Below are 16,410 nucleotides of genomic sequence, written 5' to 3' on the forward strand. Positions count from 1 at the left end.
CTATCTTCTCCCCTTCCAAAGATCACGGTTCTGTGTTGCTTCCGATTTCCTCCTCGATCTCATGGATCCGCGGCAGGTTCCACCGATAATAGGCTGCCAGAAGCCGGATCGCAATCACTAAGATCGCACAGAGAATAGTCGCCCATGCTACGCCCACCAGATCATCCATGACCACATAGGCGATCGCGCCTACGGCAGATGCCATGGCATAGACATGCTTTTTAAAAATATAAGGAATGGAACCGCTCAGCACATCTCGCAGGGCACCTCCACCGACACCGGTGATCACACCAACAACGATCAGGATAAAAGCATGTGCATCTTCCAGATGACTCTGCGCCACATTGATACCAATGACCGTAAAAATACCAAGCCCTATCGCATCGGAAATATTGAGCATATTTGCCGTGATAGGGCTCTGGCTCTGATCCAGATGCTTCTTTCGTGCCGCCCAGATAAAGACAATGCAGGCAACAACCGTCGCCACACCGATATCCAGTGGATCTTGCAAAGCGATTGGTGGCAGAATGCCAAGCAAAACATCCCTGGTCATGCCCCCGCCTACAGTCGTTACAATGCTAAGGACACAGACGCCAAAAATATCCATCCGCTTCTCGATCGCGGTCATTGCCCCGGACACGGCAAATGCCACATCCCCGATCAGGTTCATGATCTCAATCAAAAGATCTATATTCATATCGTCATTCTCCCTGTTCTTTTATCCTAATATAAATCCGCCGATTAGATTTACCGCATAGGCAACGAGCCAGGCAATCACGCATTGCCAGATAACAACGCCCCATGCCCACTTGCGTCCTAATTCCCGACGAATAGATGCAATTGCAGCAACACACGGTGTGTATAATAAACTAAATACAAGCAGACACATAGCTGCAAGTGGTGTCATAAACTGCTGCATCGCACCGCCAAAAAGCACTTCCAGTGTAGATACCACGCTTTCTTTTGCCATAAATCCGCTGATCAGGGAAACACAGATCCTCCAATCTCCCAGACCAAGTGGTTTAAAGATTGGCACTAACACGCTTGCGATCATGGCAAGTATACTGTCCTTTGAATCTTGTACAAGGCTAAAGTGCGGGCTGAAACTGCGAAGGAACCATATACAGATGGTTGCCATGAAGATTACAGTAAAAGCCTTCTGGATAAAATCCTTGGCTTTTTCCCATAAGAGTTGCAACACATTTTTTGCTCCCGGAAGACGATAATTCGGCAGTTCCATGACAAATGGCACTGCCTCTCCTTTAAACAGCGTCTTGCGGTAACCAAGTGCCACAAGAATGCCAACAGCAATTCCAAGTATATATAATCCCATCATGATCAAGGCTCCATGTCCCGGGAAAAAGGCACTGATCAGGAAAGAATAAATCGGCAGTTTTGCAGAGCAACTCATAAATGGTGTCAACAAAATGGTCATCTTACGATCCCTCTCACTCGGAAGTGTTCTTGTTGACATAAGTGCCGGAACCGTACATCCAAATCCGAGCAGCATTGGGACGATACTTCTGCCTGACAGACCGATTTTCCGAAGCAGTTTATCCATGACAAAGGCAACTCTGGCAATGTAGCCACTGTCCTCCATCAAAGAAAGGAAGAAGAAGAGGGTTACAATGATCGGCAGGAAACTCAAGACACTTCCCACACCGGTAAAAATGCCATCGATGACCAGCCCTCGCAATACTTCATTAACATCTGCCGCGATCATCAGTTGTTCTGTCGCATCGGATAATTGTGATATGCCAAGTTCCAGCAAATTTTGCAGCCATGCACCGATCACATTAAAAGTCAGATAAAATACCAGAAGCATAATGCCAAAGAAGCAAGGAATTGCCGTGTATTTTCCGGTCAGTATGCGGTCAATCTTCTGGCTTCGGATACGCTCTTTGCTTTCTTTTGGCTTAACTACCGTCTGCTCGCATACCTTTTCGATAAAGGTAAATCGCATATCGGCAATAGCAGCGCTCCGGTCGATACCACGCTCTTTTTCCATCTGAAGGATCAAGTGCTCAATCGCTTCTTTTTCATTGTCATCCAATTTCAGGCGTTCCATGATCAGAGCATCGCCCTCGATAATCTTTGCTGCTGCAAAACGCACCGGGATCTCTGCCGCTTTCGCATGATCATCGATCAAATGACAGATGGCATGAATGCAGCGATGTACAGACCCACCAAAATCATTTTCATCACAAAAATCCTGTCTTCCCGGCTTCTCCTGATATTTCGCGATGTGCATGGCATGGCGCACCAGTTCATCCACCCCCTCATTTTTTGCTGCCGAGATTGGAACCACTGGAACTCCAAGCATTTCTTCCATGTGATTTACATCAATAGAACCGCCATTTCCCGTCATCTCGTCCATCATGTTAAGCGCCACAACAGTCGGTATGTCCATCTCCAGCAACTGCATCGTAAGATAAAGATTTCTCTCGATATTTGTCGCGTCCACAATATTGATGATTGCCTTTGGATGTTCCTCTAATACAAAGTTACGCGAAACAATTTCCTCACTGCTATAAGGAGACATAGAATAAATTCCCGGCAGATCTGTTACTTTCGTATGCGCCTGTCCTCGAATCGGACCATCTTTACGATCTACGGTTACCCCCGGAAAATTTCCGATATGCTGGTTGGAACCTGTCAACTGATTGAACAGTGTCGTCTTGCCACAATTCTGGTTTCCCACCAAAGCAAAGGTCAGGTCTTCGCTATCCGGTAATGGATCCCCATCGCCCTTGCTATGATACTTGCCTTCCTCACCAAGACCCGGATGAACAGATTTATTGATATCACTTGTTCCTTCGTGGCTGCGTGCTCTTGCAGCAATCAGTTCCACATCAATCTGCGCTGCGTCATCCAAACGCAAGGTCAATTCGTAGCCATGCACCTGAAATTCCATAGGATCTCCCATCGGTGCATATTTGATCAAAGTAATCTCTGCTCCCGGGATGACTCCCATATCCAAAAAATGTTGCCGCAGAGCACCCTCTCCGCCCACACGCGTAATGATTGCACTCTGTCCTATCTCTAGTTCTTTTAATGTCATCATTTCATCCTCTTCGTCTAAAAAGGCACCCTCATTTCGAGGATGCCCTTTTCTTGCAACGAAACCTCGTCGCCTTATACTATCACATTTTTCTGTAAAATTAAATGTTCAAAAGATCACTAAATTCTTTTAATGCGCCGTCTGTCTCATGAGCCAGAACACGTTTTGCCAGAACTTTGCCAAGTTGTACTCCTTCCTGGTCGAAACTGTTGACATTCCAAAGGAATCCCTGGAACATGATCTTGTTTTCAAAGTGTGCAAGCAAAGCGCCAAGTGCCTGTGGGTTCAACTGATCTCCAATGATGATGCTGGATGGACGACCGCCCTCAAAATTCTTGTTACGGTTGTCATCTGCTTTACCACATGCAAATGCAACAATCTGTGCTGCGACATTGGCACAAAGTTTCTGCTGGCTTGTGCTGTCCTGAATCACAACATCTGTACCGATCTGGCTATTCTTAAAGCCGATGAACTGCAATGGCACGATATCGGTTCCCTGATGGAGCAACTGATAGAAAGAATGCTGGCCATTGGTTCCCGGTTCACCAAAGAGTACCGGTCCGGTCACATAATCTACCGGCTCTCCAAAACGATTGACTGACTTACCGTTGGACTCCATATCTGCCTGCTGCAAGTGTGCAGGGAAACGGCTGAGCGCCTGTGAATACGGAAGGACTGCGGTTGCGGGATAGCCCAAGATATTTCTCTCATAAACCCCGATCAAGGCATCTAACATAGCAGGGTTTTCTCTGACATTAGCATTGGCTGAAAGTTTGTCCTCTGCTGCTGCACCGTCTAAGAATGCTGCAAAAACTTCCGGTCCGAATGCCAGTGAAAGTACGGCTCCGCCTACGGCAGAGGTAGAAGAATAACGTCCACCGATGTAATCGTCCATAAAGAAGGCTGCCAGATAATCATCACTCTTGGCAAGCGGTGATGTCTCACTGGTAACGGCGATCATATGACGGGATGCGTCGAGTCCTGCCTTTGCCAATGCATCCTTGACGAATGACTCATTTGTCAGTGTCTCTAAAGTCGTGCCTGATTTTGACACGAGAACAAAAATCGAATGTGCTACATCAACAGATGCCAGTACGGCTGCTGCATCATCCGGGTCTACATTGCTGATGAACTTGGCTTCCATCTTGAAGGTATTGTTCTTCTTTGCCCAGTTCTCCAGTGCCAGATACATAGCACGCGGGCCCAAGTCACTACCACCGATACCGATCTGGACTACTGTCGTAAATTTCTCGCCTGCGGCATTGGTGATCTCGCCACTGTGTACCTTGTTGGCAAAATCAGCGATACGCTGCTGCTGCTCTACATAAAAGGCTCTCTTGTCCACGCCGTCTGCGGTAACAGTATCTCCCAACTGACCTCTGGTCAAATGATGCAGAACCAGACGGTTCTCCCCGGTATTGATCACGGCACCATTGTATAATTCTGCAAATTTGTCAGAAAGTTCTGCCTCTGCTGCCAGTTTTTCCAGTGCGTCGATCACCTGATCGTCAACCTGTTTTGCTGCGTAGTTATATGTAAGACCTTCTGCCATCGGAACGCTGTATTTCTTTACACGATCTGCTCCGTTCTGTCCGGACATAGCCTCTACTAAATTTACTTTTTGAACCTTTGCCAACTCACCAAAAGAAGCAAGGGTATCTAAGTTTTTCCACTGTGTCATAAAATTTCCTCCTCACTCATGCATCTACTCTAACAATCGAAAAAATTATACTATTAAATGTCTCTCAGTTCAAGGCACAGACCCAACGATAAAATGGAATTTTTTCGTATATTTTCGATAGTTTCCTTTGATTCCCCAAGTTTCTGTGCTATGATTGTGGTATCTATGGAAGGAGGTTTCTTATGTACGAATTTACAGAAGATTGCATGATACATATAGAAGAAATTGATAACGAACACCGCAGATTGTTCCAAATGATCAACGAGGCGATCGATCTCGCAGCGCACACCGAGGATGTCACAACCATCGCCGACAGCCTTCTGCCTCGTTTAAAGGAATACGCTGCCACACATTTTGCCCATGAGGAAGCCTACATGGAGAGCATCAACGACCCGGAACTGCCCTTACAGCGTAAGGAACATACGGCTTTTACAGAAAAGATGAATACCTTTGTACTGGATACATCCTCACCGGAAGCCGCCCGCACATCCTTAAATGATCTGCTGACCTATCTGGTACGCTGGCTCTATCATCATATCTTAAGCAGTGATATCATGATCGGCAAAATGTGTCAAAAACCGGAGCCGACCGAAGATCCTTTTGCCTTTACAGACAAGTACAAGACCGGTATCGAACTGGTCGACAACGAACACAAGCAGTTGTTTGCCATCATCCGTGAAGTCAACGATCTGATCCACGAAGAATTGCTTCATGACAAGTACGATGAGATCATGCGCCTGCTTGCCGAATTAAGGCAATACACCGAGTTTCATTTCAGTGATGAGGAAGCCCTGATGGAGCAGATCTCCTATCCGGGGTTTGAGGCACAAAAGCGCGCCCATTCTGCTTTTGTAGAGCGTCTGGTAGAGATCGATCTGTCCGAACTGGATGCCATGGACGACAACCAGCAGGAATATCTGATCAATCTGATCGATTTTCTTCTGGCATGGTTATCCAATCACATCCTTGGTTCCGACAAAAAGATCGGTGACTATATAAGAACACAGCACTTATCTGCAACGGACGTTTAATTGCAGATAGGATCTTTCAAATATAAAACAGACCGTCTGGCGTCTTTTAGGACACCGGGCGGTTTGTTTTCTTGCCTAAAGCGGTAATCTTCGCTGCCTGAGCTGTTTTTTGCACCTCCCTACCCTATATATGCTTATCACTTACTTTCTTCCATCTCCAGTACCAGTGGGGTATGATCCTGTCTGGCGCCTGAATCCAGCATTTCGGATCTTAGGATTCCATCCTTGATCCTGTCACTGACCAGAAAATAATCAATTCTCCATCCGGAGTTGTTGATCTTGCTGGTCTTGACCCTCTGCGCCCACCAGGAATAGACCTTTTCCACATTGCCATGCAGATAACGGAAAGAATCAACAAAACCTTTGGCAAGCAGATGGGAAAAGCCCTCTCGCTCCTCATCTGTAAAGCCCGCAGACATATGGTTGCCGTCCGGGTTCGCCAAGTCGATCTCCTCATGTGCCACGTTAAAATCACCACAGGCAATGACTGGTTTCTTTTGATCCAGCCCACTCAGATAATCTGCATAACAGGCATCCCATTTTTGCCTGTCTGCAAGGCGTTTCAAGCCGTCTCCCGCATTCGGTGTATAAACATTTACAAAGTAAAAATCCTCAAATTCCAGACAAAGGAGTCTTCCCTCCGCATCCATGGTATCCGGTGCGCCGATCGCCGGTGCACTCATCTGTGCCTGCAGGGACTTTTTGTATAAAACCATGGTACCCGCGTAGCCCTTTCTGGCTGGCGGTACGGAGCTGACCCACTCCACCTGATAGTCCGGGAAATAGAAAGCCAATGCTTCCTTATGCTTGTCTGTCATTCCGGTTGCAGGCAGTTTTGTCTCCTGTATGGCAATAATGTCTGCATTTTCCCCTTTTATGGTGTCTAATACGGCTCTGGAAAGTTCTGCTCTTGCCGATGTTGATGTCAGTGCCGCGTTTAAAGAATCAATATTCCATGAAATAAACTTTATCATGCCATCTTCCTCTCGTCCTCAATCTTTTATGACTACTCTATCACGTCAAGCCACACGAATCAACCGAAAAGTATCCGCTTAATCTCTGCATTTTTTCTGCTTTTTATGGTATGATAGAGAAAATTGTTCTGATATCGTTATACAGGGAGGTTATCTATCTATGGAAAGCGAAAGAAGAAGATCCAAAAGAATCAATATTGATGTCACCATACAATTAAAATCCGTAAATCAAAATAGCAGTGCGGATCAGCCAACTGCCGTTGATGTCAATGTCGTAGATATTTCCACAACGGGCATGGCTTTCAAATCCGACTACCAATTCAAACTCGGCACCTACTATGATGCCAATATAACACTTGAAAACAAAGAAAGTATCCAAACCATTATTGAAGTCATCCGTGCCGAATGTATCGATGACTCTATTCAATACGGCTGCTGCTTTGTCGGCATTACACCGGAACAGCAGTTTAAGATCAGTGTTTATCAGATCGTTGCTGAAAATGCAAATGCGCCGACCTAGCGAAAATCTTTACAGGTTTCACTCCTCAAGATTAAGGTCAGGACTCTTTCACAGGATTGTTGTAAGGCATCCTCTTGCAGGAGTCCTTCTTTTTTTGCCTGTTCTAACGCCTTCCAGACTGATTTATCACCCGGCATGATCAAGTCATTTCCTGCATTGATTGCCTTGGCATGGGAACACTGATTTGTCGCTGTCCAGTCACTCATGACCAGCCCCTGATATCCCCATTCTCCACGTAAGACATCCGTTAAAAGTTCTTTGTTATTGCAGACATGCAGACCATTCACACGATTATAAGAACTCATGATCGTCCATGGGTCTCCCTCTTCAATCGCAATACGAAACGCCCGAAGATAAATCTCACGCAGGGCTCTTTGTGTGACATTGGAGGACATTTCCATACGATTATCTTCCTGATTATTGCAACAGAAATGCTTGACAGAAACGCCGACGCCTCCTACAGACTGCACGCCTCTTGTCACCGCTGCCGCCATCTTTCCGGATACCAGCGGATCCTCTGAATAATACTCAAAGTTTCTTCCACACAGCGGATTTCTGTGAATATTCAAGCCTGGCGCAAGCCATATAGAAATACCTATTTCCTTCATCTCCCTGCCAATGGCTTGTCCCACTTCCTCCAGTAAATCAATATCAAAACTCTGCGCAAGAAGTGTTTCACTCGGCCAGGCAGTCATATAACGATATACCTTTTGATATTTTCCCGGAAGATGTTTAATCATTTCCTCGTGCTTTTTTATCCATCCCCAGCGCCAATCTACAAGTACGCCATCCGGGAAACGCGGTGTGCCGTCTTTTGCGATCGCAGTACACGGCACAACGTTCAGTCCTGCCGGACCATCTGACATAACAATATTAGGGACGCCTTTTTTTAATAATTTGGTGCAGGTTCTTCCTGCCGCCCCCATGACATTGTTGTAGCATTTCATGCTGTATCCACCGCCAGTGACCAATCTGATACGGTCGGAAATTGTTAAATTTCGCAAAAGTTCCTCTACTCGCTTCTGATAAGGGTTTGCCTGTGTCTTCTCTTTTCGTCTCCTCGGATCCACCTGCATCGCGTAACGGGTAAGACTTTCTTCGTAAACACGCTTGCCTTGTTCCGGTTGCATACGTTCATAAGAACGTGCAAATGGATGTACGGCAGACACCTGCTCCACAACCACATCTTCTGAAAGCGTCAATACCGCCACAGGGCTGACCGCTCCTGCATGCGTTCCCAACAGAACTCCATACTCGCCCTGCGGCAGGACAAACATTTCTTTTTTCTCATCATAAACCGCAAGATCACAGACATCAAAAGTTGTAGTAACCAGTTCTGTCTCCCCCGGCTGCAGACATCCGGTCTTTGCAAATGCCGCCAGTGACTTCTCCTCTACTCCTTGCACCATCTGTGGTTTTTGCAAATATAACTGAACCACCTCACGTCCGGCATATTTACCGGTATTTTTAACAGAAACATCTACTGTAACCTTACTTCCATCTACCAGAACAGCCTTTCTTCCCATAGAAAAAGTTGTATAGGACAAACCAAAACCAAACGGAAAACGCGGATGAATAGAAAAGGCATCAAAATAACGATATCCCACATAAATATCTTCCCGGTAATCTTCCTGTGACACATCCCCATTGCGATAGCCAAACGTATCGGCGCATGGATAATCATCATAGTGATATGCCCATGTGTCTGTAAGTTTTCCACATGGATTTACCTTTCCGGTCAAAATATCCGCAAGGGCATTTCCACCTTCCATACCACCTTGCGCATAGAAAATAACGGCATCAATCCGTACCTGATCCAAAATGGACAGATCTATCACACTGCCACAATTTAAAACCAGCACAAGTTTTTTATAATGTGCAGACAGAAGACGAAGACTTTCTTCTTCCACATCCGACAAAAGATAATCCCCCTTCTCATAGCGTCTGTCACCGCCTTCGCCCGCCTGTCTGGATAATACATAAATAGCGGTATCTGTCTCGTCACTCAGTTCATCTTCCAATATCGGCGTACACGCTGGATTCGGTTTCTGATATTCATGGATCACATCAAACATTTTCATGGATTGCACTGGTGAGAAACCTTTTATCTTTTCTTCTACCATCGCCTCCCACTCCGCAATATCTTCCTGAAACTTTTTTTCAAAACGATCCATCCACAGAGTCGTCGGGAAGGTAAATCCGGCATTTTTTAAGCCTTCCTCGATGGTCACGCTATGGCGCTCGTAGACATCGCCACTACCGGAACCTCCTTTCACTGTACGCCTGCTGCCTGCTCCATATAGGGCGATATTTTTATTCTGCAAAGGCAGAAGGCCTTCATTTTTCAGCAAAACATATCCCTCTGCCGCTGCTCTTCTGGCAAGTGACTTATGCTTTTTTTCACGCTCTGATTCCTCTGGTGTAAGAACTCCAAACGACTGAAATTTCTTCATTTTATTTTACCTCCAATCTAATAACTACCGGTTCCACTCCCTCTGCGGAAATGCTAACCTTGGCTTTCCCCTGCTCATTCTTTGCGCGAAGCACAGCAAGACATCTTCCCCGATATGCCATATGATGGTTCCGGTCAAACACCTCGTTGGTCTTACACAAGGCACTGCCAAATCCAGCCAGACTTACACAGCCCTCTACCGCAATATCCACACGCTTCTCTATATAAGGCTTGAGACAATGCTTCTTATCTGTAAATTCAATTGGAACATAGCAAAGATCCTGCCCGTTGGCGCGTAGTTCTTTCTTCTCGGCTTCCGCCCAAAGAATCGTCTCCTTTTGGGCTGTTCCAAGGAAATGCTGCGCGATTACATTTCCATTGGTATCTAATGCCTCTGCCCGTAAAACTCCCGGTTGGTAGACTAGGGAAAAACTTGACTTAAATTTTTTCAGCCTGCGACACCCAATCAGTCTGTCATTTAAAAAGAGTCGAACCGACTCGCCCGCCGCATATACCTCAACCGTCGTTTTTACACCTTCATAGCCTTCCCAACTCCAACTATCAATCGCATTGGTAAACTGCCAGGCTCCTTTCGTTGGCGTCTCATCTGCATGATTCAGCGGACTAACAGCAATAAATGGTTTCTTTCGCAAGCCCCATACAATCTGCATGTAATACATGGATGCCAGTGCTTTTCCCGTAATATCAATCATCCCCTGACCAGCCAGCAAAGGAAGACCTTTGTAGGAATGATACGTCCAATCTCCAATGCAGGCTTCTCCCAGATAATCCCATGCCGACCAAACGAAATCCCCGACAAGTTGCGGATATTTCTTCACTCGACTCCAATTATAAGGTAAATCTGCCACCATAGTCTCACTGCCAACCATCATGCGCTCAGGGTATTTTTTCGCATCTTCATCATAGCGCGAGGACGCATAATTCAATCCTATGATATCTAATACATCTCCCGCCGGCGCACACGCCTTATCCCCATGTCTGCCTTTACTCATAAAGAACATGAGCGGACCCAGTTTTTGTGCCATTGCATTAAAAAAAGCGGATCCCGACTTTTTATCATGATAACTTTTCCCCGGTGGCAAAGGCTTTGGCTGATATTCCCCCTTGTCACGATAGACACCGATCCCCATATGCGCATATACATTCAGCAGCACATTGATACCAGCTGTTACCGGTCGCGTGTCATCTAATCCATGCACATAATCCTGTATCTTCCGACAGACTTTAATGCCTTTTGAGGTCGCTGTCTCCGATACCTCATTACCAATAGAGTACATGATCACGCTCGGGTGGTTTTCCGCAGATTCCACCATGCTTCTAACATCGTCTTTCCAACATTCGTCAAAATATCTGGCATAATCATGATATGTCTTTGGTACATACCAGCCATCAAAAGTCTCGTTCATAACATACATGCCGAGTCTGTCACAAATAGACAGTAAAATCTGTGACGCAGGGTGATGCGCCATGCGGATGGCATTGAATCCCGCATCCTTTAATATACGGATACGTCGTTCTTCCGCATCCCAAAATTCACACGCCCCCAGGACACCATGATCATGATGAATGCAGCCACCTCGCAACAGTATTTCTTTTTCATTCACCAAAAGTCCTTTTTCTGCTGACCATTCCAGTTTACGAATGCCAAAATCCAATCGTTTTTCATCTGTTTTACATTTTGCAATACAGGTATATAGTTTTGGCGTTTCATCACTCCATAATTGTACTTGCTGTAGTGTAATTTTCCCAGGTTCTCCCTCATATAGAATGTGGCTTCTATCACAAATGGAAACGGTCACAGCCTCCAGACTATCTCCTATAACATCCACAGAAATCACCGCAGGATTGATTGCAAGTGTTTTCACGCGAATTCGCTCAATATGCTGCTTCTCTTCCACAATCAGTTGCACCGGGCGATAAATACCTGCCCCCGAATACCAACGGCAGTTGGGTTCTAGAGAGTTATCTACCATAAGACGCAGACAATTTTCACCCGCTTGCAACTTACCTGTCAAATCAATGTCAAACGGCGTATATCCATATTTATGGCTGCCAACTTCCACTTCATTTAAAAAGACATGACAATTCTGATAAACCCCTTCAAAATGAACACGGACGGACTTCTCTAACCATTCCGGATTAACTTTCCAATATTTGGTATAGACATATTTTCCTCCCGGGAAAAAACCTGTATTGACGCCATTTCTGCAAGAGGCATTCCGTACTTCTGTTATCATAGCATCATGCGGCAGATCAACACTTTCCCCCGGCTGACCTTCTTTCTGAAACAACCAGCCATCGTTAAAATCACATGTCATTTCCTACCTCTTTCCTAATCTTTTCTTCTTCCTTGACTGTTTCTCCAGATATTTTCGATTTTCTGTCTCAAAGTCCAGTCCTTTCTTTGCGCAACGCTCCTCTAAATCATGAATGCGGTTCTGTTCCTGTATACGATCAGCTTCTTCGCGTTCCCGTCTGGCAATTTCTTCCGGTTCTATCCATTCTTCTCCTTTGGATAAGGCAATCTGCTTCTGGCGTTCACGCAAATCCTCGTTAATCTGCGGTAGTTTCTTTTCAATATCAACAAACGGCAAAAGTACGATATAAATAATGGATGCCACAATATCAAACATATAAAATGCGAAAGTCATAAACTGAAGTACATCGCTGTTCGGTGTAATGCCCTGAACATCCACAAATCCCAGTTTTAAAATACCGGACTCATATCCTCCTGCGAACGGAGCCGTCAATATCGTTTGGACCGCAAGGACAATGGCAGGTCCAAGCAAGCCTTCCAGACGATAACCGGAATCATGTTCCACGCTGTCATAGGCATAACATACAAGTGTTGCAAACACATAAGCATTTGGAAGCATACCTGTCTGGCGCAGGAAGCCAGCCGCAATTGCAACCGGAATATTGGATGGGTTCAGTAGACCAACAACACTTCCTATCAGAACACAGATGTATCCTACAATGGATACGTTTTTTATCCCAAACTTCTTTGCCAATGGATAAATAGCAAAGGCTCCTATCCCCAGCGGAATACCGGTTGCGACCTGATAGAGTGTAAACATGATCGGGTTATCCGCACCTCCCAATAAGAACTTGATATAGAAGTACTGGACATTACCACCCTTAAAATTATCAACAATACTTCCTACCGTTACAATGATGGTCAACAAAACATAATATTTGTTGGTAAACAGAGCCTTCATCTGTTCTTTTAACGGAATCTTATTCTCATCTCCGTATTCCTGTGTGACATCCTCTGTGATTCGCTCACGGGTGTAGAAGTACTCCAGTAAAAGCAATGGTATGGCAATCACGGATAAGATGATCATCAGTAGTGGATAACCGCTAATGTCATTTTCCAGCCACATCGGAAGAACGACCATAGAAACCATCATTCCAATTAAAATTCCGGAAATCAATGTCCAGCATAACTGACGGACAAATTTCAAGCGCATCTTCTCCGATGGATTTCGCGATGTCAACGAAACGATCGTATCTTTAAAGACAAAGAAATAACTGGAACCCACGGTATGATAACAGATCAGTAAAAAGAAAAAGTAATACCAGTAAGCTTCTCCCAGATCATTCGGTCCTGCAAACTGAAAAATCAGAGCACCAATAATAATCGAACAAAAACCAAAAATCAGATACCAGGGACGCAGTCTTCCCTGTTTCGAATGTGTATGCTGAACCAGCCATCCGTTTAAGAGCCCCATACCGACTGCAAGGATCTTTGCCACAGTCATAACAACTTCATAACGACTACCCATAATACGAATCATATTCACATTTGCCGTACCATACATAGCACCTGTCTGCTGTGTGAAGAATTTTTCTACCAGTGCTGCAATCGTGTTAACAATTAAGATCAACCCCAGTGGTCCTATCAAATGTCCAAAGGCAATCTCTTTTGTCGATACTGCTCTTGTACGTGCCTTTGAATCCATAAAAGGCTTTTCAAACAATCCATGATCTAATAACCTAACTTCTTTTTTCATGTGTAACCCCCTACAAAATACTTCCATTGCTTTCTATTATTTTCTTGTATTCCCACGCAGAATCCTTAACAATTCTTTTTTGCGTCGGATAATCTACATAGACCAGACCAAACCGTGGATCATAGCCTTCCGCCCATTCAAAGTTATCCATAACAGACCAATGACAATATCCCAAAATCGGAATCCCTTCACTGGCTGCACGCTTTAACTGTCCAAGATAACGATAGATAAAATCACATCTCTGCGGATCATGGACGGCACCATCGATACTTACAACATCGTGTTCAGCAACACCATTTTCTGTGATCATGATAGGCAGATGATATCGTTCGTACACGAAACGTACATTCCAGTACATAACGCGTTCATCAATGACCCAACCGAGGGAATTGCGCGGTGTTCCAGGCTTTGCTTCCTGTCTTTCTGCACCCCATTCTGCATAATTATAGGATGTATAGATATTTAATCCGACGAAATCCAATTCCTGATAGATGGCTTCCATATCTTTCTGATGTGATGCATAAATACCATAGGCACGCACCGGCTTTCCGGCAAGGATCGGATCCATCCACCATTTATTCCCCATCAGACCATTTCCTTTATCCATACTAAGTTCGCGCGCTCTTTGTATGTCGCTAGGACACTCTGTGTCGGGAACATACGCACCAGTTGAAAGTGCGATCCCGATCTTGACCGGCTGCTTTGCATACGCTCTGACCGTTTTGACCCCCTCGGCATGTGCCAACATACAATTGCGTGTCAGTCGCGACAACGCCAGATAGCGATGTTTGAAAGGCGCATGTTCTCCCTGCATATAACCATTCATGATAAAACAGCCCGGTTCATTCATGACGATCCACCACTTTACCCGATCTGAAAGCGCCTCCACTGCCACCCTAGTATAATCCTGAAACGCCGGAATGATTTTGGACGATAACCAGCCTCCTTTTTTCAGCATCCATACCGGCATATCCCAGTGAAAAATTGTAACCAAGGGTTCGATTCCTGCTGCAAGCAGTTCATCCACCAAATCCGAATAAAATTGAATTCCCTTTGGATTTACCTTTCCCTCTTCCGGTATCACACGAGACCAACTGATAGAAAACCGGTATGCCTTAAGCCCCATCTTCTTCATCAGAGCCACGTCTTCTTTCCAATGATGATAATGATCGCAGCTTTCATGACAGTTTTCCCCATGTTTGATCTGCTTTGGCTTGGCAATATCCCAAATACTCGGCGTTCTCCCATCTTCCTGCCAGCCTCCCTCTATCTGCGCTGCTGCAGATGATGCTCCCCATAAAAACCCTTCTGAAAAGCCCTCTTTTCCCATATACATTCACCCTTTCCGGGATCCCCTTTTCCCTTCTTTTTCTATCAGTATAAGAAATCTCCACGCCTCTGTATTGTAATATCGTACATTCTATTGTATATTTGAATCAGGAGGTTTTTACTATGATAGATGATTATTCCAACTTTTGCGAAATGTTTTTTGCTGCCCACTATCTGCCCATTGCCTTGTACAAAGGTCATCAATATGTGTGTTCTGCCGGATTTTATGACAATACGGATCCTTATCCTTTCGTCACGCCAAAACTATGTGATGCTTCCTCACCATCCGTCTATGTATCCTCAGACACCGGGTACTATGGCTATGTCGTCTGCAAAGACAAACAGCATTTTTTCATCTTAGGGCCTGCCTATAGCACGCCTCCTGACAGATCTTTCATCCGTTCCTATATGACCAAGAATGGTCTGCCAATAGCAAGATATGACGAGATTGCATCCTTTTTAACCGCTATTCCCTTGTATACATATAATCAATTTCTGGAACTTTTACTTTTTTTGCATTTTATTCTCAATGGGGAAAAACTAGATTTAAACGAAGCCTTTCGTCTGACCGATACGAAATATCAGTTAGAGATCGGAAAACAACAGGCAGAACGTGCCTACACAGCAAGAGAAGAACAAGCACAGCATGGCACCTACCTCTTTGAGCAACAGATGCTTTCCCTGGTCCGTCAGGGCGATGTAATCGGTCTGGAGAATTTTTTACTAAGAACCGCCAAAACATTGAATGTCAAAGAAGGAAAACTGGCGGAAACTCCCTTGCGACAGGCTAAGAATTTATTGATCGGACTGGTTGTCAGTGTTGGTAAAGACGCTGCCATTCCAGGCGGCATGGACATTGAAGAGACCTATCAGTTGATTGATACCTATACACAGGAATGTGAAAAACTGCAAAGTGAAGATGCGGTCAAAAATCTCCAATACAATATGACCATGGATTTTGCCAACCGTGTAGCCATGCAGAAATCCCCCCGGACGATCTCTGCTGATACCAAGCAGTGCCTGCAATATATCACAACACATATCAACCAGCCCATTGGTGTTTCTGATGTTGTAGCGCATTCTTCCCATAGTCGTTCCTCCCTGCTCCGCCATTTCAAGGAGGAAACCGGTATGTCTGTAAACGACTACATAACCCTGCGGCGCATGAAAGAAGCTGCCTCTCTCCTGCGATATACAGACAAATCACTTGGTGAGATCAGCAGCTATCTTTGCTTCTCCAGTCAGAGTTATTTTCAAAATGTGTTCAAAAAACACTACGGCATCACACCTCTGCAATACCGAAATCAACGAGCCTAAGCCTCGATACC

Annotated in this window: 11 protein-coding genes; 3 read left to right on the top strand and 8 right to left on the bottom strand. The window is 45.1% G+C overall.

Annotation, left to right across the window (positions count from 1 at the left end; genetic code table 11):
* Positions 1–22 precede the first annotated feature (22 nt).
* The 3 genes from H8R94_RS05955 to H8R94_RS05965 form a co-directional block, all read right to left on the bottom strand.
* Entirely contained in the window at positions 23–697 is a 675-nt protein-coding gene (locus H8R94_RS05955; RefSeq protein WP_118280410.1) for a trimeric intracellular cation channel family protein, read from the bottom strand.
* 21 nt (positions 698–718) lie between these two features.
* Positions 719–3,061, bottom strand: a complete 2,343-nt coding sequence (gene feoB / locus H8R94_RS05960) for a ferrous iron transport protein B (protein ID WP_118280696.1) — start codon at positions 3,059–3,061, stop codon at positions 719–721.
* Positions 3,062–3,161: 100 nt separating this feature from the next.
* Positions 3,162–4,742, bottom strand: a complete 1,581-nt coding sequence (locus tag H8R94_RS05965) for a glucose-6-phosphate isomerase (RefSeq protein WP_186854145.1) — start codon at positions 4,740–4,742, stop codon at positions 3,162–3,164.
* Positions 4,743–4,924: 182 nt separating this feature from the next.
* On the opposite strand from H8R94_RS05965, the gene H8R94_RS05970 reads away from it, so the two are divergent.
* Positions 4,925–5,773 carry a bacteriohemerythrin gene (locus tag H8R94_RS05970; RefSeq protein ID WP_186854146.1) on the top strand — a complete coding sequence of 283 codons (849 nt, stop codon included), beginning with the start codon at positions 4,925–4,927 and terminating at the stop codon, positions 5,771–5,773.
* A gap of 137 nt (positions 5,774–5,910) precedes the next feature.
* On the opposite strand, the gene H8R94_RS05975 is transcribed toward H8R94_RS05970, so the two are convergent.
* The gene (locus H8R94_RS05975; protein WP_207722458.1) at positions 5,911–6,747 is read right to left on the bottom strand and encodes an exodeoxyribonuclease III; all 837 of its coding nucleotides are present in this window, start codon (positions 6,745–6,747) and stop codon (positions 5,911–5,913) included.
* A 160-nt stretch (positions 6,748–6,907) separates the two neighbouring features.
* On the opposite strand from H8R94_RS05975, the gene H8R94_RS05980 reads away from it, so the two are divergent.
* On the top strand, positions 6,908–7,267 hold the full coding sequence (locus H8R94_RS05980; protein ID WP_186854147.1) for a PilZ domain-containing protein: 360 nt from the start codon (positions 6,908–6,910) through the stop codon (positions 7,265–7,267).
* On the opposite strand, the gene H8R94_RS05985 is transcribed toward H8R94_RS05980, so the two are convergent.
* From H8R94_RS05985 to H8R94_RS06000, 4 genes are read right to left on the bottom strand one after another with little or no spacing between them, the layout of a single operon-like run.
* Positions 7,264–9,720, bottom strand: coding sequence for a beta-glucosidase (locus tag H8R94_RS05985; protein ID WP_186854148.1), 2,457 nt, complete (start codon positions 9,718–9,720; stop codon positions 7,264–7,266). The two genes, H8R94_RS05980 and H8R94_RS05985, sit on opposite strands and share 4 nt — an antisense overlap.
* A 1-nt stretch (position 9,721) precedes the next feature.
* Positions 9,722–12,058, bottom strand: coding sequence for a glycoside hydrolase family 2 TIM barrel-domain containing protein (locus H8R94_RS05990; protein WP_186854149.1), 2,337 nt, complete (start codon positions 12,056–12,058; stop codon positions 9,722–9,724).
* 3 nt (positions 12,059–12,061) lie between these two features.
* Positions 12,062–13,753 carry an MFS transporter gene (locus tag H8R94_RS05995; RefSeq protein WP_158572997.1) on the bottom strand — a complete coding sequence of 564 codons (1,692 nt, stop codon included), beginning with the start codon at positions 13,751–13,753 and terminating at the stop codon, positions 12,062–12,064.
* Between the two features lie 10 nt (positions 13,754–13,763).
* Complete coding sequence (locus H8R94_RS06000; protein ID WP_118280698.1) at positions 13,764–15,083, bottom strand: glycoside hydrolase family 1 protein; 1,320 nt, start codon at positions 15,081–15,083, stop codon at positions 13,764–13,766.
* Between the two features lie 122 nt (positions 15,084–15,205).
* Here H8R94_RS06000 and H8R94_RS06005 point away from each other — a divergent pair, with 122 nt between their 5' ends.
* On the top strand, positions 15,206–16,399 hold the full coding sequence (locus H8R94_RS06005) for a helix-turn-helix domain-containing protein (protein WP_118280417.1): 1,194 nt from the start codon (positions 15,206–15,208) through the stop codon (positions 16,397–16,399).
* Positions 16,400–16,410: the final 11 nt, after the last annotated feature.

This window comes from Roseburia lenta (assembly GCF_014287435.1).
Lineage (GTDB): Bacteria > Bacillota > Clostridia > Lachnospirales > Lachnospiraceae > Pararoseburia > Pararoseburia lenta.